The following is a 20,461-nucleotide window of genomic DNA, read 5'->3' as shown; positions in this document are numbered from 1 at the left end:
GCCTATTTCTTTGTGACGCCGAGGTTCAGTGATTTACCGGCCAGCGAGCTACGACGCACAGCCAGCTGATCGGCGATTCCTCCGAATGCGATCGTGGCCGGAGAGTTCGGCTCCGAAAGCACAATGGGGTTACCGAGGTCGCCACCGATGCGCAGGTTAGGGTCCAGTGGAATTTGCCCCATCAGGGGTACCTTCGCCCCGGTGATCTGGGACAGGCGATCCGCAACGAACTGGCCGCCTCCGGAGCCAAAGACCTCCATGCGAGTGCCATCCGGCATATCCATCCAGCTCATGTTCTCGATCACGCCACCAATTCGCTGGCGAGTTTGCTGAGAGATGGAGCCCGCACGCTCTGCAACCTCGGCTGCTGCAGCCTGCGGGGTGGTGACGATCAACAATTCGGCGTTTGGCACAAGCTGCGCCACGGAGATCGCCACGTCGCCGGTTCCCGGCGGCAGGTCCAGCAGCAGAATGTCTAGGTCGCCCCAGAATACGTCTGCCAGGAACTGTTGGATAGCGCGGTGCAACATTGGGCCACGCCACACAACCGGCGAGTTGTCTCCAATAAAGTGACCAATGGAGATCAACTTCACGCCGTGTGCTTGCAGCGGCATGATCATCTCGTCCACCTGGTGCGGCTTGTCGGTGGAGCCCATCAAGCCGGGCACGGAGTGGCCATAAATATCGGCATCGATCACGCCGACCTTCAGCCCTCGCTTTTGCAGAGCAACGGCAAGGTTAACGGTGACGCTGGATTTGCCCACACCACCCTTGCCGGAGGCGATGGCGAACACGCGGGTGGTCGAGTCGGACTGGGCAAAAGGAATCACCGGATCTGCCGCGTCACCACGAACCATCTGGCGAATGTTGCGACGCTGTTCATCGCTCATAACGTCAGTGGTAACCGTGACGTTCTCCACACCGTCGACGGAAGCCACGGCCTCGCGGGTCTTTTCCGTCAGGTGGTTTTTCATCGGGCAGCCGGCGATCGTCAGGTAGATCTCCACCGCGACATCACTTCCGTTGATGTCGATGGACTTCACCATGCCGAGATCCGTGATCGTGCGGTTTAGTTCAGGGTCCTCTACGCGGGATAGCGCGCTGCGTACAGCGGATTCAGTGACTTGGGACATGATGGGATTAAGTCTATCGAACGACCGGCGAGACGCTAATTCCGGGCGGTTAATCGTCGCGCGCGTCGCCGCGAGCTTCCTCGTCTCGGCGGGTGTCGTCGATCTTGTCGTCAATGCGTTGCAGAATGTCGTGCAGCTCCTCGAGCTCACGGCGGAGATAATCACGGGTAACCGTCTCACCCACGGCAATGCGCACGCTGGCGACCTCACGGGCTAGGAATTCCGTATCGGCCTTGGTTTCAGCGGCACGGCGGCGATCCTCATCCAGGCTGACGCGGTCGCGGTCGTCCTGGCGGTTCTGTGCCAACAGGATCAGGGGCGCGGCGTAGGCGGCCTGGGTAGAGAAAGCGAGGTTGAGCAAGATGAATGGGTATGGATCCCAGTTCCACCACATGCCGCCCAGGTTCAGCAGGATCCAGGCGACAACGATGATCGTCTGATAAAAGAGGTACTTGCCGGTGCCCAGGAAGCGAGCAATCCTCTCAGCTACGCGACCGACACCGTCCCCGTCGAGATTGAACTTCTTTTTCTGGCGGGTGGCGTCGGTCGGAGTATCCAGATCCACGCGGGAGAAATTACGTGCCATATATGCCTAGACCTCCTTCAATTCCGAGGCTGCTTGGGATACCGGGGTAGACGGGGTTGCTGAAATGGCTGGAGATTCCACGCGCCAGTCTTCTTCGCGCCAATCCTCAGGCAACATGTGATCCAGCAGGTCATCCACGCTGACAGCGCCAAGGAGATGCTGATCGTGATCCAGCACCGGGCCACACACCAGGTTGTAGGTGGCAAAGTAGCGCGCCGCCGTTTCCTGGTTGTCATCTGCGAACAGCGCGGGTAACTCCAGATCTAAGATTCCACTGACAAGGGAGGACGGTGGTTCGCGGAGAAGCTTCTGTAGATGCACACAGCCTAGGTATTTGCCCGTCGGGGTCGCCTGGGGAGGTCGTACGACGAAGATCATGGAGGATAGGGACGTCGGCAGCTCTGGATTTCGCGCGTGGGCGAGAGCTTCTGCGACGGTGGCCTGGGGCGTCAAAATGATCGGTTCGGGCGTCATCAGTGCACCCACAGTTTCCGGCGAGAAATTCATGAGTCGCCGGACGGGCTCGGATTCCTCCGGATCCATCAGCTCCAGCAGCACGTCGGAAGTATCTCCCGGGAGTTCGGCCAGAATGTCGGCGGCATCGTCCGGATCCATTTCCTCCAGCACGTCGGCGGCACGCTCAATATTGAGATGCTCGAGGATTGCCGTTTGGTCGTCGTCGGGCATCTCCGCCAACACGTCCGCAAGGCGTTCGTCGTCGAGTTCTGCGGCGATTTTATTACGCCGAGCGTCATCCATGTCCACCAGGGCATTCGCCACGTCGGCGTTGCGCATCTGCTTGAAGGAGGCGATGAGCTCCGCATCCTGGTTGACCACACCCGTGCCAGAGGCGTGGAGTCCCTGGATGTGCTCGATCGGGATAATGTTAATGGACGTTTTACGCCCCAGACGGCTGCGCTGGGTGACCGCTAAGTTACGGATCTTCCATTCACGACGCCGACTACGGCTCAGCTCGACATCGGTAATCTCCACAACCTTCCCGTGAAGTTCCTCGTGCTCTGGATCGTCTGTGTGCACCTTTGAGCCGACGAGATCCTCGAAGATGGTGAGCTCGGCAGAGCGGGACTTAAAGGGGCGAAGGTTTACGGAACTGGAAGAAGTCGTGATGTCCGTCGCGGTGATCGCCGCAATGCGCAGCATGGGGAGGAAAATCTTGCGCTTATTCGCGATCTCCACCACGAGACCAAGTGCAGTCGCATTATCGCCGTGAATGGTGATGACAACATCGCGGACGCGGCCGACGGATTCGCCGTCTGGTCCCAGCACCACTAGGCCGGCCAATCGTCCTGCATACACGCGACTTGTACTCATGTTTACTTAGGGTACTTGATCGCCTCCACAAGGTAGAATGTGGCGAGTTGTATAGCTGCACGAAATGCAAAGGGACAAAATAAGATGCGAACGTTGGGGCGGCGAGACGTGGCGTCCATAATTGCGGCAATAACTTGCCTCGCTTCCTGTGGTGGCCTGACTGCTTGTGCTGAAGAAACCCCGGAGCCTTTTTTAGTGGGGATGCCCGAGCGAGCGGTGGGAAATTCGCCGATGCCCGAAAGGTACGCTGATGCTTTTGCTCGCTATCTGGTGCGGGAGCTCGATGATTTTGGGCGCAAGACCGAGCGCAAACCCATTCCCGCCGATCGTCGCATTCGACAGGTGAGATCTGGTGAAATCACCGTTTCCTACGGCTGTACGGGGGAGCTGCTGGAGCACTTAGATCGTAATCGAGCCATGGAGCTGCGACGCGAATACAAAAAGCAAAAGCAAAGCGCGCAGGCTGAGCTTTCGGAAGGCGCGACGGAAACTAAGAGTGCGGAAGAATGGAATAGCCTCGTCTACGATGAACTGCTCAGCGCATTGCCATCAGAGGTCGGGGCGACGCTGCCGGGACAGGCCACGCCGTGCCCAGGGGACTCATTGCCGCAAAATGCAGTCGTGATCTATTCGAAACACATTGCCGGTCGCAAAGTACGGGCGCAGCTCAATCACGTGGCAACAGCAACAACTATGGAGATGCTCGGAGGCTAAGCCGGAGGTTAAATAAGTAACAAAAAGCCCGCCGCTGTTGAACTGGCCCCCGAAAGTTGGACTGGTTTAATTCTAGGCGGTTAGGGCTTCAAGGGTCTGATTCCGATATTGCATCGGGGTCAGGCCCTTGAGTCGTTGTTGGACGCGTTCGGTGTTGTACCACCCGATGTACTCGTCAATCGCTTGGTTGAACTCTGCGACCGTGTCGAAGACTTCACCGTGGTACATCTCGGTTTTCAAGTGCCCGAAGAAGTTCTCCATGACCGCGTTGTCGTAACAGTTGGCTTTACGCGACATCGACTGAACACCACCGTTGTCACCGATCAGATCACGCCACGAGGCATGCTGGTACTGGAAGCCTTGGTCAGTGTGCATCATCCACCCGGGTTCAGGCGCACTCGCCGCGATCGCCTTGGACAAAGAATCGGTGGTCAACGCTGTCGACGGTGATGTAGCCACGGTGTGGGCGACGATTGAGCGGTCGAACAGGTCCATCACCGGCGACAAATACACTTTGCGGCCTTGGACCCTGAACTCGGTGACGTCGCTGACAAAGACGGTGTTTGGCTGATCCGGGGTGAACTTGCGGTCAAGTTTGTTGTCAGCGATGTGGCTGATCGTCCCGGTGTAGGAAACATAAGGTCTACGTTGGCGGATCTTGGCTCGAATGCCCATCTCACGCATGAGTTTGTAGACGAGTTTGTGGTTGACCACCCACCCCTGGTTACGCAGGTCAAGTAGCACTCGTCGATAGCCGTAGCGATGCTTGTTACGTTCAAAACTTGCCTGGATCGCGTCTTTGAGCTCGGCGTGCTTATCTGGCTGGCCGAGGCGTTTCTGGTGGTAGAAGAACGTCGACCGTGGGATACCTGCTGCCTCTAGGAGGTACTCCAAGCGGTGGTGCGACTTGAGGATGACAATCGCCTGGACTTTCAGGCGCGTCCCTGATTCCTCAAGTCCCGCAATTTTTTTAGATAAGCGTTTTCCGCTTCCAATCGCGCGATCCGGCGCCGCAGCTTCTCCTCTTCGGTCAGCGGCTTTGGCACAGCCGAGCCTTTGGGTCTGCCCTTCGGCTTCGGTTTTAACGCCTCATCGCCACCGTTACGCCATTGCCGCGACCAATAACTGACCAGCTGATCTGACGACAGGCCAAACTCACGCGCAAGATCCATCTTTGTCTCGCCGGCAAGATAGCGTTGGACAACTTCCTTCTTGACCTCGAACGAGTACTGCTGCTTAATCGGTTTCTCCACAAGACATAGCCTGCCATGCAGCTTAAACCGACGACAGAGCATACGGGCGGCATACTTGGAGACACCAAGGGCATTGGCAGCGGCTGTATAACCCATGCCTTGCTCAAATAGTTCAACCAACTGCTCGCGCTGATGCTCACTTAGCGAACTTCGTGCTCTCAATGAAAACTACTCCCCACTAGTCGGTAACTGATTTCTCAGTCCAACTAATGGGGAGCAGTTCATGTACTGCGGCGGGTTTTTCTAGCTAGCGCGGAAGTGCGGAAGAGAGCTTACTTGAAAGCCTCGTCCAGCAGCTGCTTCTGCTCCAGCTGGTGCACCTTCGCAACACCGGTAGCGGTGGAGGACTGTGCACGGCGGGAAACGCGCTTCATCTGCAGCCCCGGGATGTGCTCCGGCAGCTGCAGAGCCAGGAACGGCCACGGACCCTGGTTGGCCGGCTCATCCTGTACCCAACGCACCTCGGCGTTCGGGTAATTGGCCAGCGCATCCTTGATGCGATTGAACGGAATCGGGTGCAGCATCTCCACACGGACGATGGCGACATCGTCGCGACCATCAGCCTGGCGCTTCTTCTCCAGATCCCAGTAGATCTTGCCCGAGCACATCAGAACGGTCTTGATATTTTCGTTCTTTCCATTCTGGTTCGGGTCGTCGATGACGGACTGGAACTTCTTAACCTCAGTGAAGTCCTCCACGGCGGAGACTGCCATCTTGTTGCGCAGCATCGACTTCGGGCTGAAGACAACCAGCGGACGTTTCAGAGAGCCCAGTGCGTGGCGACGCAGCAGGTGGAAGTAGTTGGCCGGGGTGGAAGGCTGAGCAATGGTCCAGGAGCCCTCTGCGGACATCTGCAGGAAACGCTCGATACGGGCGGAGGAGTGGTCCGGGCCCTGACCCTCGTAGCCGTGCGGCAGCAGCAGAACCAGGGAGGAAATCTGGCCCCACTTAGCCTCACCGGAGGAAACGTACTCATCGAGAATGGTCTGGGCGCCGTTGGCGAAGTCGCCGAACTGTGCCTCCCAAGCCACCAGAGCATCCGGGTTGCCGACGGAGTAGCCGTACTCAAAGCCCATGCCCGCGTACTCGGTCAGGGCGGAGTTGTAGGCTTCGAAGCCACCGCCCTTGCCGGACTCGCGAGCCAGCTCTTCCAGCGGGCTGTAGCGGTCGTGGTCGGTGTGGTCGAACAGGATGGCGTGGCGCTGGGTGAAGGTACCGCGAAGGGTATCCTCACCGACCAGACGCACCAGCTTGCCGCCGTCAACCAGGGAGCCGAAAGCCAGCAGTTCGGCGAAGCCCCAGTCGATGTTGCCGTTGCGGGACATTTCCTTACGACGCTTGATCACCGGCTTCACACGCGGGTGCGGGGTGATGTGATCCGGCACGTCTGCAAATAGGTCTCCGATGTGCTCAATGAGCTCGCGATCCACGGAGGTATCTAGGCCATGCGGAAGATCCTGGGAACCAGTGATGCCACCCTGTTCCTTCGGCTTGGTGCCCTTCTCAGCTTCGCGTACCTGAGTGAATACGGTCTCTAGCTGATCGTGGAAGTCGCGCTGTACGCGCTCGATGTCCTCTTCGGTCAGGTCGCCGCGCCCCAGTAGGGTTTCGGTGTACTGATCGCGGGAAGACTTGGTCTCACCGATCAGCTTGTACATCAGCGGCTGGGTCATCGAAGGATCATCAGCCTCGTTGTGACCGCGACGGCGGTAGGTCACCAGATCGATAAAGACGTCCTTGCCGAAGCGGTTGCGGTAATCAACGGCCAGCTGTGCAACCCAAACGACAGCCTCAGGGTCGTCGCCATTGACGTGGAAGACCGGGCAGTCGAAGCCCTTGGCCAGGTCCGTGGCGTAGTGGGTGGAACGGCCAGCGTCCGGAGTGGTGGTAAAGCCGATCTGGTTGTTCACCACAATGTGAACGGTACCGCCAACCTCGTAGGCTTCGAGGCGAGCTAGGTTGATGGTTTCCTGCACGATGCCCAGGCCGGTAAATGCGGCGTCGCCGTGCAGCAGCAGCGGCATGACGGTGTGCTTCTCGTGCAGTTGATCCTGCTTAGCGCGGGCGATGCCCTCCATGACCGGGTTAACGGCTTCCAGGTGGGAGGGGTTAGCTGCCAGGTAGACGTCGATGTCGTTGTCGCCGAACATCTGGTGGTAGTGGCCCTGCTGACCCAGGTGGTACTTCACATCGCCGGAACCGCCGGCAGCAGCTGGGTCGATGTTGCCCTCGAACTCGGTGAAGATCTGGGCATAAGGCTTGCCCACGATGTTGGCCAGAACATTCAGGCGACCACGGTGCGGCATGCCGATGACGACCTCGTCCAGGGCTGCGTCTGCAGCACGGTCGATAGCGGCATCCATCATCGGGATCAGGGTCTCGGCGCCCTCCAGGGAGAAGCGCTTCTGGCCGACATACTTGGTTTGCAGGAAGTTCTCGAACGCCTCGGCGGAGTTCAGCTTCTGCAGAATGTACTTCTGCTGTGCTGGGGTGAACTCGGCCTGGCCAGCCTCGATACGATCCTGCAGCCAGTTGCGCTCTTCGGCGTCGAGAATGTGGGTGTACTCCGTGCCGACCTTCAGTGTGTAGGCCTTGCGCAGGGTGGAGAGCACCTCACGTAGGGTCATAGTCTCGCGACCGGCGAAGCCACCGACGTGGAAGGTGCGGTCGAAGTCCCACAGGGTCAGGCCGTGGGATTCGATGTTCAGGTCGGAGTGGTCCGGAATCGGCAGTCCCGGCTGGGTCCACTGCAGCGGGTTGATGTCTGCGATCAGGTGACCGCGGGAGCGGTAGGCCTCGATCAGCTGCATCACGCGGGTGGACTTGTCTACGCCGATGTTTGGCAGGTCCTGGCTCCAACGAGTAGGAGCGTAAGGCACGCGCATGGCGTGGAAGATCTCATCCCAGAACTCGTCGTTGATCAGCAGACGGCTCATGGTGCGCAGGAATTCGCCGGACTCTGCACCCTGGATGATGCGGTGGTCGTAGGTAGAGGTGATGGTCACCAGCTTGCCGATGCCCATTTCGCCCAGGCGATCCTCGGAGGCGCCGGCGAACTCGGCGGGGTAGTCCATGGAGCCTACGCCGATGATGGCGCCCTGTCCCTTGGTGAGGCGCGGTACGGAGTGGCGGGTGCCGATGCCACCGGGGTTGGTCAGGGAGATGGTCACACCAGTGAAGTCATCCATCGTCAGCTTGCCTTCGCGGCCACGGTGAACGACGTCTTCGTACTTTTCGACAAATTCGCCGAAGGTCATGTTCTCGGCTTCCTTGATGGCGGCGACCACCAGGGAGCGCTGGCCGTTCTTGCCAACCATGTCGATTGCGAGGCCGAGGTTGATGTGCTCCGGAGTGACGAGGGTCGGCTTGCCGTCGACCAGCTCGTAGGAGTTGTTCATGTCCGGGTGAGCCTTTACGGCCTGTACCAGGGCATAACCAATGATGTGAGTGAAGCTGATCTTGCCGCTACCGCGGGCTCGCAGGGTCTCGTTGACCATGGCGCGGTTTTCGAACATCAGCTTCGCCGGCATATCGCGTACGGACGTCGCGGTCGGAATCTCCAGGGAGATGTCCATGTTCTTAACTACGGCCTTGGCGGCACCCTTAATGGTGGTCTTGCCCGGCTCTGGAGCTTCCACCGGCTGCTTCGGAGCCGGCGGTGCAGTGCGCTTCGGGGTGGGCTTGACGTTGCTGTCCTGGTTCTGGGACGCAGATCCCTTCGGCTGCTTGCCACCTGCCGTCGTATCCCGAGTGGGGGTGACGGTGTTCTTGGTAGCGCCCTGGCTGCCCGTGGTCTTCTGTGCTCCGTTGCCCGCCGTAGCCTGGGTGTTGCCCGGCGCGTTTACGGGGGAGGAATTATTTTCAAAGTAATCGCGCCATTCAGCGTCGACAGACTTTGGGTCTTCCTTATACTGCTGGTACATCAAATCGACCAGCCATTCGTTTTGACCGAAATTTGCACTGCTCACAGCAGGTCCTCGCCTCTTTCCTTTATGGCTTTAAGTCTCGTCGTTCCACCCTACTACAAACCGGTTGTCGGCCTTGGCGCGGCATTCCACAAATCGGCATATGCTCCGCCTTTTTGTAGTAGCTTGTTATGCTCTCCAATTTCGACAATGCGGCCCTGATCCATCACCACGATGGTGTCGGCCCTTGCTGCGGTGCGGAGGCGGTGCGCGACGATAAGTGCGGTGCGGTCGCGGGTAACGCGGTTGATCGATTCGACAATCTGGGCTTCCTCGTCGTCATTGATGTTTGCCGTCGCTTCGTCGAGCAGCATAATCGACGGCCGGATGTACTCCGCCCGAGCAAGCGCGATCATATGTTTTTGTCCTGCCGAAAGGGTATTGGTGCCGGGTGAAATGGCAGCGTCGAGCCCACCGGGGATCGTTTGCAGGATCTTCTCTCCACCAATGCGTTCGACAGCGGTCCGTGCTCTTTGTTTGCGTAGTGCAGGATCGCAGTCATCATTTTTGTCGACATTCTTGTCGCCGTAGGCGATGTTTTCGGCCACTGTGCCCTCGAAGAGCTGTGGTTCCTGTGGCACGGTGCCAATGCAGCTCCGCCATCCACGCACGTTGAAGTCCCGAATGTCCGTATTATCCGCGCGGATCGTCCCCTCCGTCGGATCCATGAACCTATTGATGAGCCGCAGCAGCGTAGTTTTCCCCGCACCCGTCGCACCGACCACAGCTGTGGTGCCGCGGAAGGTGTGGGTGATGTCTAGGGTGGGCTCGCCCTCGCCGTACTTATATACGACGCCCTCACACTGAATTGCTGGCCCTTTCACAAACGCCGGATCTTTTGCGTCCGCGGAAACGGTAAGGGCTGGGCGTTCGTGGAGAAGTTCGCGGATGCGCGAGACGCTGACGCTTGCCTGTTGGAATTGGTCGAATACCTGGGAGAGCTGCTGAATCGGTCCAAAGAGCATCGTCAGGTAGAGGCTGAACGCCACCAGGGCGCCTTCTGTGGTCTGCTCGCTAGCGATCAGTGAGGTTCCTGCGCTGAGAACCGCGGCTTGGGCGAGTTGGGTGAGAAGGTTGATGCCAGGGAAATACAAACTCACAGCGGTCTGTGACTGGGTACGCAGTCGAAGGTACTTACGGGATTCTGCCTCGAGACGGCTTTGAAGGGCCGTCCCGTAGCTGAAGGCCTGGCCGGTGGGAAGGCCCATAAGGGTCTCCTGGAAGGTCGCGTTCACCTGACTGATCTGGCTTCTGGCTCGGGTATACAAGCGACGGGAGATCATCCGGAAGATGATTGTTGCCACCACAATGACAGGAAGGAAAAGCGCGACGATTCCGGCCAGGGTCAGATCGGTAGAAATCAGCATGCCGATGATGCCCAACGCCAACGTTGCCGACACGATCGTTTGGGAGAGGCCTGATTGTAGGAAATTCGAAAGGGAGTCGATATCGGTCGTGAGGCGCGTCATGATCCTGCCACTGGACTGGCGGTGGAACCACAGAAGATCCATCCCAGTGATGTGGCGGAAAAGTCGGTTGCGCAGGGCGAAGATCAGCCTTTCGCCCGTGAGAGTGGTGAGCAAAGTATTGGCAATGCTGGCTACCCATGACAGTGCAACCACCGCCAATGCACACAGGCAGGTGAGCAGCAGGGAATTCATGTCATTGTTCGCGACACCGTGATCGATGGCGTGGCGAATAAACGAAGGGAGCGCGATGTCAGCTGCCGAGGACAGCAGCAATGTGACAACCACTGCAGCGACGAGCCCCGGCACCATCGCAAACAGAGTGCGCAGCCGGAATCTCCCGGCCTCGTCCTGGATCTCAGCAATACGTGGGGTGTCCACTGTGTAGGTGGAGGGATCCGCACCTGCCTCGAGTGAAGAAAAAGCCACGTTCGCCGTAGAAGCAGTCGTCGACACAGCCTCGACGGGCTGCACAGTCTGATCTGGCTGTGCAGTGGGCAGGGTGATGATCTGTTCCGGATTCCGGAAACCACCATCGGCTCGGTGGCTTATGTAGATCACGGTAGGCCGGAAAATGCTGGCGCGCAGATTAGCCAAAATCTGCGCCTCGGTGGCCTGGTCTATGGCCGAGGTGGCATCGTCAAAGATGATGGAATGAGGTTCGCGAAGTAGCGCGCGGGCGATGGCGATGCGCTGTCTTTGCCCGCCGGATAGTGTGATTCCCCGTTCGCCGACGACGGTATCCAGACCACCAGCCTCGCGGATGAATGCATCGGCACAGGCTAGGCGAGCTGCATCCCAGACCTCCTCATCCGTGGCTGAGTAGCCGAGCAGAATATTCTCTCGGATCGTTCCCGAATAGAGGAATGCCTCGTCCATGATTAGCGCGGGGCGATCGGATTCCTGCACATCCAGCAACGGAACTGAACCTGTTCTCCCGGAGACTGTGACCTCAATATTCCCCGCATCGGCAGTACTCAAACCCGCCAAAGCGTGTGCCAGACGGGTCTTTCCTGAGGCCACAGGCCCCTCCACGATAACGGTGCTGGACGGTGAAATATTCAGGTGGATCGGGGGCTGCCCGGCGGTGACGGGGACACTGCCCACAAACCCCATTGGTTCCCGAATGGCAGTCGTGCCGATGGGACGCGGCGGGGCGTCAATAATTTCAAAAATACGATCGGCACACGGTTGGGTGACGTGAACGTTTACGAGCATCCCCGCCGCCATGCGAGCGAGTCGGGCAAGCATCGTGATGAAAGTTGATACCGCGAGGAAATCGCCTACGCTGATTGCTCCGCGCATGGCCAGCCAACCACCGAGCCCGATTGCCGCTACCAAAGCGACGTTCGGCAGAGCAGACAGCGCAGGCTGGAAAATAGCGCTGAGCCTGCCCACCCGCATATTAATGCCGTACTGCCGGGCAGATTCCCACCGATAGCGCGCGACCTCACGCGGCTCCTGGGCGAAACTCTTCACTACCTGCACACCCGACACAGTGCGATCAACCTGCTCCGCAATAACCGCAGCTTGTCGCTGCGACGCCAGAGAAGGCCCATACAGGCGCGTGCGTGAGGCATAAGCAACGGCGAAAAGGAGTGGGATCTGTACCGCCACGATGCCAGCAATTGACGGGGAAATCCACAGTATGATGGCGAAAATCAGCACCAACTCCAGCATGCTCGCCGCCATCATCGGCAGCATCGCTAGAGTGCCCTGCACCTTCGTGAGATCCGAAATCGTGCGCGAAATGACCTGCCCCGTGCCGAAAGAGCGCGCCGCGTGGGCATCTACGGACTGGATTGCCTCAAACATCCGGATACGCAGACTGTGCTGGGTGCGCACGCTAAAAGTCCCAGAGAGGAAACGGCGCAGAGCTTGCGCCACGAATCGCGCACAAGCGACAGCCACCAGCAGGCCAATCGCGCGAGTGTTGCCATCCACAGAAGCGCCTGCAAGTAGCGGCAGAAGCAGTTCTATGGCTGGCAACAACACCGAGAACACGACCACGGCAGTAAACAGCCCAGGGTGGTGACGGGCGGATTCTCGGATGACTCTGAACACGCCGATGATTTTAACGCGGGGCCGGGACAGCCCCATAGTGGAGAAGTGGCGAAGTCAGTGAAGAGTCAGCTAGAAAAACTCGTCTGCCTCGCGAATAAAAACATGAACGTTGTCGATCATCTGTTCTGCGATCTTGCGGTTAGCCTTCGCGCCCAGGTAGGCACCGACGCCGAACGGTAGAACCTTCTTAAACATCGCTCCGCCGAAGCGCTTGCGTACCTGGCGGAAGGCAAAGCGTCCTAGGACGTTGTTCGCTTGCTTCAACTCAACAGAGCTGCTGTTGCGGAGTTTGCGCGCACCGCGCAGATTATTGGCTGCCTTTAGGGATCCGAAGGTTCTGTCCTCGGCCAGTGCTTGCACCAGTTCCTTTGCCGTGGCACCGGAGATCGCCAGGTACACAACAGCGCGGCGAGTCTCCTCCTTGGAGATGTCGATGCCGTTTAGTTCTGCGGAGGCCAGGGCATATAGTGCACAAACTTCGACGAGCAGTGCGGATTCCGCAGCGATTCCTGCCAGTGAAAGCAACGTACCGACTCCCGGTACGGCCGCTACGCCACCGGTGCCCGCTCCCGAACCCGTGGCGAGGTTCTTAAAGTGCGCGTCGAGGACTTCCTGACGGTGTTGAAGCGTGGCGTCACCATGCTTCTTTTCGATCTTGGCCACATACGACCGAATGAGCGGCTCTTGTACCGCAACCGTGCGATCGATCGCACCGAAAAAACGGCGCGCGATAGGGCCGGAAGGGTAAGGCGCCTGCCGAGCCTGGTGAATGAGCTCTGACGTGGCGGTGGCTTCGTCGCGGTGACCGCTGGACTTGCCGAGATTGAAAATTCCCATGGCACCCAAGACTAGGGGAAAAATTCTTTGCTGGTTGAACTCCAATGGTTGAAAGGGAACCAGCATAGGAACCCGCATAGGATGGTGGGAAACCTTTTTTAAGGACAACAAAAGACAGCAGGGCAGACACATGGCAACGGAAGATGACGACTAGAGACGACGTGCGGGTAGAAACCACCGGTGGAACCGTCCACGGCGTAAAGGTCGATGGGGTGCGGACCTGGAGAGGCATTCCCTTTGGTGCCGCAGAACGCTGGGCAGCGCCACAACCCGTGCGCTGGCAGGGGGAATGGTCTGCACACGAGTATGGAAACGTTGCGCCGCAGACGGGCTACAACTGGAAAGACGAGGTTGTAGGCGACGAGGACTGCCTGAACATGGACATCGTTCGGCCAGACACGAGCGACACGCTGCCGGTCGTCGTGTTCCTACACGGCGGTGGGTTCTTCGCAGGGGCTTCCCACACCGCGGTGCTGCGCGGGCATAACTTCGCTAAGGAATTGGACGTCGTTTATGTGGCATTGAATTTCCGGCTCGGTGCGTTGGGGTACGTGGACATGAGCTCCCTGGACGTGCCGGATGCTGCGACCTGCGAGCCTAATCCGGCAACCCGCGACCAGATTCTGGCGCTGCAGTGGGTGCAGACAAACATCGCGGCTTTTGGTGGCGACCCCAACAACGTAGTGCTGATGGGAGAATCCGCCGGCGGTACGTCCGCAGCAGCTCTCATGGCAATTCCTGCTGCACGAGGGCTATTCCATCGGGTAATTTTGCAATCCGCTCCGGTGATGAGCGTGCACACCAACGCGCAGTCGAACCTATGGGCGCGCAAATTGGCGCAGTATTCCGGGTTGGTGCCACGCACTACCTCGATCGCTGAGCTACGCACATTGGCCTTTGCTGATGTGGTGCGCGCCGGGCAGCAGATGCTGTGGAAGGGGCGCGGGCTGCGAGAGCTCAACGCCGCATTCGGTATCGCCATTGATGGTGAGCTCTTGGTGCGGCACCCTTTGGACATTTTTGAGCAAGCTGAACAGCAACAGCTTCCGCTACTGGTTGGAACGAATAACGATGAGTTGTCTGCCGCCCAGATCCTGTTCTTTTCAAAATCCGCGCGGCTGCGAGCCGCTCGGACGATGCTACGTGCACACGACCCTGCTTTAGCTGCGGAAATTGAAGCGGCTTATGGCGACGTAGGGCGCCGCGGTGTTTTCGCGCAGATGCTTACTGACGCTGTGTTCTGGGCGCAATCCGTTCGCCTTGCGGAGCTACACCACAGCGCTGGTGCGCCGGTGTGGATGTACCGCTTTGACTATGCGCCGGCAATGCTGCGGCGTTTGGGGGTTGGGGCGATGCATTCGATGGAACTATCGGCTCTTTTTGGTGACGCAAAGTCTTCGAAAGCCAGTTTCGTGCTGGGCGATGAGATGGCCGTGGTTTCAGCGCATATGCAAAGGGCCTGGAAGAAGTTCATTTGGGATGCACATCCCGGGTGGGAACCTTATTCGTTGGAGTGCCGTGCAACCCAAGTATTTGAGCGGAAGATGCGGATGGAGGAGGACCCGCGGGCACAGTTCCGCCGAGTGTGGGAGAAATTCGATATGCGGGGGTGGGATGGCGACGAGAGTTCAGTGGCCATGCCGCGCCCGGGGCGCTAGGGGAGTGCGCACAGGTCACGCGGTGGAGCGGATCGGGTTACTATGGTGCCCAAGTCACGGAATGCACGTGTCGCTCTGGGCTAAAACACCTCTCAAACACCTCTAAAACACTAGGAGACGTTGGCTGTGGGTTTCTACGAGGATATTGCTAAAGCGCTGGATACTGAGGGCATTGAGTCGCGAGTAAATGACGGAATGTTGTTCGTGCCCATCGCCCCGGAACTGGAAATTCAGTTCCAGCAGATTGAGCAAACCGGCACGACGGCGGGGATTGACTCGGCGAATGTGTTTATGGCTAAGGGGGAGTTGGACGAGGAAGCGGGCATCGAGGAGTTCGAAGCCAGCCTTGTTGGCGTGGTGTTTTCTGTCGAGGCGGCGGTTGCGGTAGTCGCGCAGTATATTGCGACCGACCAGTGCATTACCGTGCTGCACGACCTTCTTGAGGGGACAGATGATCGGATCTCTGACCTGGAGTTTGAGCAGGATCTAATCGAACCAATGATGGTTCGTGCGGAAGTGGGCAATGGATCTCTGATCACGGTGCTATTGGGTTCCGGTACTGATGAGCCAGAGGCAACAGTCTCTTTTGTGACCTTCGGTGAGGATTACGACGAGCTGGTTGATCAGGCGGTTGCGGAGCTGGAAGGCGATGAAAGCCTGACTGATTTCGAGCGTGAAGTCATGTACCGAAACGTGTTGGAAGATGCCGCTGAGATGACCCAGGAAGTCCTTGAACTGGGAACGTTCAAGGACTTCGATCAGCTCTTCGATGCGTTGGCAGTGGCGCAGGTACAGGCAACTGAGTGGGAGGAACTGCTGGTTCCTTTCGACGACGAGATCGGAATGCGCCCCCTTTTCGAGGCGGACGACGAGGATTTCGCTGAGGACTTCCCTGAAGACCTCGAAGACGAGCTGGACGACGACTTCGATGATGACTACTTCGAAGACGACGAAGACACTGGCGCTGAAGAGGGCGACGCTGAAGAGGACGACGCTGAAGAAAAGCGTTAAAGGGTGAGTGCCGTTAGGCAGCTCGTGGGGTAGAGCCTTCCTTTGAAAGCAGATCTCGCTGAGTCATCAACCCATGCCACGTCAAGCTAACTTGCGCTTGATTGTGGCGATCACGGGTCTCCTGCGGATCTTCCCGCACGATCCATGCTCGGTCGAGCGTGAGCTCCAGTAGCCGAGTTGATTCGCTAGTCATCCACTTCGGACATTCCACGGAGACCGTGACCAGGAACAGATCCTCTCCTTCTGGCGGCTGCTGCTGACTTAGTCGGCGCCACATCAACGGCGATATTCTGCGCCGTGAAACATGGACCAGCGCAGTGGAGCCACCCGCTCGTAACGCAAAGCGGGGAGCGCGCCAACCAGGTGTAATGCGGATGAGACTGCGCGGATGCCGCAGCATTCCGCGAGCTTCGTTGGCGGCTCTATGAGGTTCGCTCAGGTTGAAGCGCCGAATATTGGAGGTGCTCATGGGGGCGCGCTGAGTGGTGATACGGGACTTCATGTTGACTCACTTCCTTGTAGTCGGGGACGGGTAGTGGGGGACATTCGTGATGGAGACCCGTCAGCGGTGGTCTTTGTTCATGGGTGCACTTTAGATAGCGAGGTGGACAGGGGGGCGTCACCTAGAACAAGAATAGAACACATGTACCAAACTAGGAAGGTGTGGCACGCGATAGTCCGCGACGTTTTGTGCGATAGCATGGGCGAAGAATTAGCTGGCAACAGCGATAAAGAAACGACGGTTTTCGGGAGCAGCGACATGGCGGAGGCGACACACAGCGCACCGGGTAGCGTGGCGATCGTAGGCGGTGGGCTGGCTGGGCTAGCGGCTGCACGAACCCTGCATAAGGGTGGCGTGAAATGCACTGTCTTCGAGGCCAGTGATCGGCTCGGTGGGCGTGTACGTTCCGAAAAGATTGACGGGGTAACCGTTGACCACGGCCTGCAAACCCTCAATTCTTGGTACCCCTCAATAAAAGAGATTCTGCAGCCGGGAGAGTACTCATCCTTGGGGATCCGCAATTTTCAACCGGCTATTCAAACTCTGACTGAGGATGGATTGGCCCTGATCTGCGATCCCATCCGCGCTCCCCACCTGATCCCCAGCCTGATGCGCTCCAATGTGCGTAGTGCGCTATCTTTCCGCGACCTTGTGGCGCTGCGTCGATGGCTGAAGTCTGAGCTTTCGCATCGCTCCAGTCTGGAACTTAGAAAGATCAAACAGCGCCACATCGATGAAGATGTAAAAGTTTGTGAGTCCCTTGACCAGCGAGGCGTGCACCGACGCACTCGGTGTGTGGCGATTGATCCGCTGCTGCGGGCATTCCTCTTTGACTCCGAGGGTGAGTCCTCTGCGATCTTCGCTAAATGGATGATCGGCACGATGCTGCGAGGCAACCGAGCCGTATTGGAAAATGGGATGGGGGATCTGGCGACAACGCTGGCCCGAGTGCCTAGTGCGGATTTCCGCCTTAACTCGCCGGTGACAAGCATCGAAGAAACTGGCGATGGGGTGCTGATCACGGTCGGGGAATCCGCAGAAGATGGCACAAATGGGGCAGGGGGTAACCACCCTGCGACCTCCCGTACAGTGACTGATCGAGAGGTAACCGAGCACTTTTCCCATGTGATCGTCGCCGTCGATCCACGGCACGAAACTGCATTGTTGGGGTCGCCGAAGGTGCCCACCACCAGCGTGTCTTCTTGGTGGTTTATTTCCGAAGAACCCGTGATCGCCGAAGGACTAATGACTGTCGACGGCACGCGTAAGACACCCATTACCTCCGCTACGGAAGTTACAGCAGTTGCACCCGGTTATGCGCCGGGACAGCACTTGGTGGCCTGCAATCATGTGCATCCACAGGGCGGAAATCCCTCGCAGGTGCCGTCGGTTGCAGAAGTGCAGCGCGGTTTGGGTTCGCTATTCGGCGTCGATTCCTCCAGTTGGGAGCTAGTTGCCGAACAATCGTTTATCGACGCCATCCCGCTGATCCGACCAAAAGGTTTGCAACGCATAGGTAAGAATCTGGGCGACCGCGAGCTCCAGGGAAGTCGCATTGCTTTGGCGGGCGCTCAGCATGCCACGCCGAGCATCGACGGCGTATTGCGCAGCGGCCAGCGAGCTGCAAATTTCGTACTTTCCAAGCTAACGGAATAAGTACCGCGGGAGTGCTACAGAACTGTGGGAAGACCTGCGATAAAGGCCAGGGGAGTGACTGTGCGCAGTGAATCGCTTTATCGCTCAAGTGGGCGTAGGCTTGGACAGCGATGAGTGATACTGAAAACGTCACCGGCGACGTAAACCAGCCGGTCAATGACGAGCGGGTATCTCAGAATGAACTGCAGGGTGGCATCTCGGAGAATCCTTCCCAGGATTCTGCCGTGGATAATCAAAAGCCACAAGAGCCACAAAGTGCGACTGATAAAGCAGTGGAGTCTGAGAACGCTGAAGTGAAAGTTCCAGAGGACAACCAAGAGCAGCAGCGCTCTTTCAACGGGCTGGGATTGCCCGATAACGTACTAGCTGCAGTCAAGAAGGTCGGCTTCGAAGTACCTTCCCCAATTCAGGCAGAAACGATTCCAGTGCTGATGGAAGGCCACGACGTGGTTGGCCTTGCGCAGACCGGCACCGGAAAGACCGCGGCATTCGCGCTGCCGATTCTGTCGCGCATTGACGTGTCGAAGCGTCATCCCCAGGCTCTAGTGCTGGCACCGACCCGCGAGCTTGCTCTGCAGGTCGCAGAGAGTTTCCAGTCTTTTGCTGAGCACCTGGGTGGTATTCACGTGCTGCCGATTTACGGTGGGCAAGCTTATGGAGTGCAGCTTTCTGGTCTGCGACGCGGTGCGCACATTGTGGTGGGCACCCCGGGTCGTGTGATTGATCACTTGGAGAAGGGCAGCTTGGATATTTCCGAGCTCCGCTTCATGGTGCTTGATGAGGCAGACGAGATGCTGAACATGGGCTTCCAGGAGGATGTTGAGCGCATCCTGGAAGATACCCCCAGCGAAAAGCAGGTGGCTTTGTTCTCCGCGACGATGCCCTCTGGCATCCGCCGACTGTCGAAGCAGTACCTGAATGATCCGCAGGAAATCACGGTGAAGGCCGCCCAGCGGACGAGTGAAAACATCGAGCAGGATTACCTGTTGGTTAGCCACCGGGACAAGCTGGACGCGCTGACCCGGATTCTCGAAGTCACTGAGTTCGAGGCCATGATCATGTTCGTGCGCACCAAGAACGAGACCGAGGAGCTGGCCGAGCGTTTGCGTGCTCGCGGCTTTAACGCTGCGGCAATTAATGGTGATATTCCGCAGAATCTGCGCGAGCGCACTGTGGATCAGCTGAAGGACGGTCGTCTGGATATTCTCGTAGCGACGGACGTTGCTGCTCGTGGCCTGGACGTCGACCGCATCACACACGTGTTCAACTACGACATTCCGCACGACACGGAATCCTACGTGCACCGCATTGGCCGTACGGGGCGTGCAGGCCGTAAAGGCCGCGCAATTTTGTTTGTGACGCCCCGTGAGCGTCGTTTGTTGAAGGCCATCGAACGGGCAACGAAGTCTCGGTTGAATGAGATTGAGCTGCCGACTGTGGACGCGGTGAATGAGGCTCGCAAGGAGAAGTTCCGCGATAGCCTGACTGAGTCGCTGGCCGACCCACAGATCAGTATTTTCCGTGATCTGGTGAAGGAATACTCGGAGTCTAACGAGGTGGAGTTGGCGGATATCGCCGCTGCCTTGGCTGCGCAGCTGCAGGCTGGTGAGGACTTCTTAATGAAGGAGAAGCCGAAGGAGGAGCGTCCGCGTCGCCGTCGCGACGATCGCTACGGTGACGATTCCCGTAGCGGAGGCGGAGCATATAAGCCTTTCGACGAGCGCTTCAATAAGGAAGCTCCGCGCATTAAGGATCGCAATGGTAAGGAGCTTGCTGTGTACCGCCTGTCGGTGGGGCACCGGCAGCGTGTGCGCCCCGGTGCCATCGTTGGTGCACTGGCAAATGAGGGCGGCATGAGCTCCCGCGACTTCGGTCGAATCAGTATTTTTGCCGAGCACTCCCTGGTGGAGTTGCCGGCGGATCTACCGATTGAAGTGTTCCACGCACTGGACCAAACCCGCGTCTCTGGCCAGCTGATCAATATTGAGCCGGATCCCGGTGCTCCGACTGGTCGTCCGGGGAGCCACAAGCGTCAGCATCGCAATGACTTCGGCGATCGCGGTGGACGTGGCGGCCACCGTGGTGACCGTGATGATCGCGGTGGACGTGGAGGCCGTAATCGCAGGAATGATTGGAACGACCGAAACGAGCGGAACGGCCGTGGTGACCACCGTGGCAATGGCGGTCGTGGACGTAATGACCGTGATGATCGCGGCGGACGCGGTTTCAAGGGAGAGCGCGGCCACCGCGGCGGACGCCGCTAAGGCGGAGGTTGTAGCGTCAG

At 58.4% G+C, this 20,461-nt stretch carries 13 protein-coding genes; 5 read left to right on the top strand and 8 right to left on the bottom strand.

The window, feature by feature from the left end; genetic code table 11:
• Nucleotides 1-2: 2 nt before the first annotated feature.
• From AC06DS_RS09785 to AC06DS_RS09775, 3 genes are read right to left on the bottom strand one after another with little or no spacing between them, the layout of a single operon-like run.
• Nucleotides 3-1,133 carry an Mrp/NBP35 family ATP-binding protein gene (locus AC06DS_RS09785; RefSeq protein WP_293789700.1) on the bottom strand — a complete coding sequence of 377 codons (1,131 nt, stop codon included), beginning with the start codon at nucleotides 1,131-1,133 and terminating at the stop codon, nucleotides 3-5.
• A gap of 49 nt (nucleotides 1,134-1,182) precedes the next feature.
• Nucleotides 1,183-1,719 carry a DUF1003 domain-containing protein gene (locus AC06DS_RS09780; protein ID WP_448308206.1) on the bottom strand — a complete coding sequence of 179 codons (537 nt, stop codon included), beginning with the start codon at nucleotides 1,717-1,719 and terminating at the stop codon, nucleotides 1,183-1,185.
• Between the two features lie 6 nt (nucleotides 1,720-1,725).
• The gene (locus AC06DS_RS09775; RefSeq protein ID WP_293789705.1) at nucleotides 1,726-3,051 is read right to left on the bottom strand and encodes a magnesium transporter MgtE N-terminal domain-containing protein; all 1,326 of its coding nucleotides are present in this window, start codon (nucleotides 3,049-3,051) and stop codon (nucleotides 1,726-1,728) included.
• 231 nt (nucleotides 3,052-3,282) lie between these two features.
• Between AC06DS_RS09775 and AC06DS_RS09770 the strand changes: the two genes are divergently transcribed.
• A complete protein-coding gene (locus tag AC06DS_RS09770; RefSeq protein ID WP_293789707.1) occupies nucleotides 3,283-3,765 on the top strand; it encodes a hypothetical protein in 483 nt (160 codons plus the stop codon).
• A gap of 72 nt (nucleotides 3,766-3,837) precedes the next feature.
• On the opposite strand, the gene AC06DS_RS09765 is transcribed toward AC06DS_RS09770, so the two are convergent.
• From AC06DS_RS09765 to AC06DS_RS09750, 4 genes are all read right to left on the bottom strand, one after another.
• A protein-coding gene (locus AC06DS_RS09765) for an IS3 family transposase (RefSeq protein WP_477100647.1) occupies nucleotides 3,838-5,180 on the bottom strand; the annotation gives its coding sequence in 2 pieces (ribosomal slippage) (nucleotides 3,838-4,739 and nucleotides 4,739-5,180; 1,344 coding nt in all).
• A gap of 110 nt (nucleotides 5,181-5,290) precedes the next feature.
• Nucleotides 5,291-8,986 carry a multifunctional oxoglutarate decarboxylase/oxoglutarate dehydrogenase thiamine pyrophosphate-binding subunit/dihydrolipoyllysine-residue succinyltransferase subunit gene (locus AC06DS_RS09760; RefSeq protein WP_448307483.1) on the bottom strand — a complete coding sequence of 1,232 codons (3,696 nt, stop codon included), beginning with the start codon at nucleotides 8,984-8,986 and terminating at the stop codon, nucleotides 5,291-5,293.
• A 53-nt stretch (nucleotides 8,987-9,039) separates the two neighbouring features.
• Nucleotides 9,040-12,513: an ABC transporter transmembrane domain-containing protein gene (locus tag AC06DS_RS09755; protein WP_477100646.1), complete on the bottom strand. Its 3,474-nt coding sequence runs from the start codon at nucleotides 12,511-12,513 to the stop codon at nucleotides 9,040-9,042.
• A 69-nt stretch (nucleotides 12,514-12,582) separates the two neighbouring features.
• A complete protein-coding gene (locus tag AC06DS_RS09750; RefSeq protein ID WP_477100645.1) occupies nucleotides 12,583-13,350 on the bottom strand; it encodes a hypothetical protein in 768 nt (255 codons plus the stop codon).
• Between the two features lie 143 nt (nucleotides 13,351-13,493).
• Between AC06DS_RS09750 and AC06DS_RS09745 the strand changes: the two genes are divergently transcribed.
• Both AC06DS_RS09745 and AC06DS_RS09740 read left to right on the top strand, forming a co-directional pair.
• Entirely contained in the window at nucleotides 13,494-15,008 is a 1,515-nt protein-coding gene (locus AC06DS_RS09745; protein WP_477100644.1) for a carboxylesterase/lipase family protein, read from the top strand.
• Nucleotides 15,009-15,134: 126 nt separating this feature from the next.
• Nucleotides 15,135-16,019: a hypothetical protein gene (locus AC06DS_RS09740; protein WP_477100643.1), complete on the top strand. Its 885-nt coding sequence runs from the start codon at nucleotides 15,135-15,137 to the stop codon at nucleotides 16,017-16,019.
• 13 nt (nucleotides 16,020-16,032) lie between these two features.
• On the opposite strand, the gene AC06DS_RS09735 is transcribed toward AC06DS_RS09740, so the two are convergent.
• Nucleotides 16,033-16,521, bottom strand: a complete 489-nt coding sequence (locus AC06DS_RS09735; RefSeq protein WP_477100642.1) for a hypothetical protein — start codon at nucleotides 16,519-16,521, stop codon at nucleotides 16,033-16,035.
• Between the two features lie 141 nt (nucleotides 16,522-16,662).
• Here AC06DS_RS09735 and AC06DS_RS09730 point away from each other — a divergent pair, with 141 nt between their 5' ends.
• Both AC06DS_RS09730 and AC06DS_RS09725 read left to right on the top strand, forming a co-directional pair.
• A complete protein-coding gene (locus AC06DS_RS09730) occupies nucleotides 16,663-18,177 on the top strand; it encodes an FAD-dependent oxidoreductase (RefSeq protein WP_477100641.1) in 1,515 nt (504 codons plus the stop codon).
• 110 nt (nucleotides 18,178-18,287) lie between these two features.
• The gene (locus AC06DS_RS09725; protein ID WP_477100640.1) at nucleotides 18,288-20,441 is read left to right on the top strand and encodes a DEAD/DEAH box helicase; all 2,154 of its coding nucleotides are present in this window, start codon (nucleotides 18,288-18,290) and stop codon (nucleotides 20,439-20,441) included.
• The last annotated feature ends 20 nt before the right edge of the window (nucleotides 20,442-20,461 follow it).

Source organism: Corynebacterium sp. TUM25015 (genome assembly GCF_056393505.1).
This window is presented reverse-complemented; position numbering and strand designations above follow the sequence as displayed.

What these genes read in the sequence shown, in the direction of transcription:
- AC06DS_RS09785 (WP_293789700.1), bottom strand. Translation starts at nt 1,133, where the DNA reads ATGTCCCAAGTCACTGAATCCGCTGTACGCAGCGCGCTATCCCGCGTA.
- AC06DS_RS09780 (WP_448308206.1), bottom strand. Translation starts at nt 1,719, where the DNA reads ATGGCACGTAATTTCTCCCGCGTGGATCTGGATACTCCGACCGACGCC.
- AC06DS_RS09775 (WP_293789705.1), bottom strand. Translation starts at nt 3,051, where the DNA reads ATGAGTACAAGTCGCGTGTATGCAGGACGATTGGCCGGCCTAGTGGTG.
- AC06DS_RS09730 (WP_477100641.1), top strand. Translation starts at nt 16,663, where the DNA reads ATGTACCAAACTAGGAAGGTGTGGCACGCGATAGTCCGCGACGTTTTG.
- AC06DS_RS09750 (WP_477100645.1), bottom strand. Translation starts at nt 13,350, where the DNA reads ATGGGAATTTTCAATCTCGGCAAGTCCAGCGGTCACCGCGACGAAGCC.
- AC06DS_RS09735 (WP_477100642.1), bottom strand. Translation starts at nt 16,521, where the DNA reads ATGAAGTCCCGTATCACCACTCAGCGCGCCCCCATGAGCACCTCCAAT.
- AC06DS_RS09770 (WP_293789707.1), top strand. Translation starts at nt 3,283, where the DNA reads ATGCCCGAAAGGTACGCTGATGCTTTTGCTCGCTATCTGGTGCGGGAG.
- AC06DS_RS09745 (WP_477100644.1), top strand. Translation starts at nt 13,494, where the DNA reads ATGACGACTAGAGACGACGTGCGGGTAGAAACCACCGGTGGAACCGTC.
- AC06DS_RS09725 (WP_477100640.1), top strand. Translation starts at nt 18,288, where the DNA reads ATGAGTGATACTGAAAACGTCACCGGCGACGTAAACCAGCCGGTCAAT.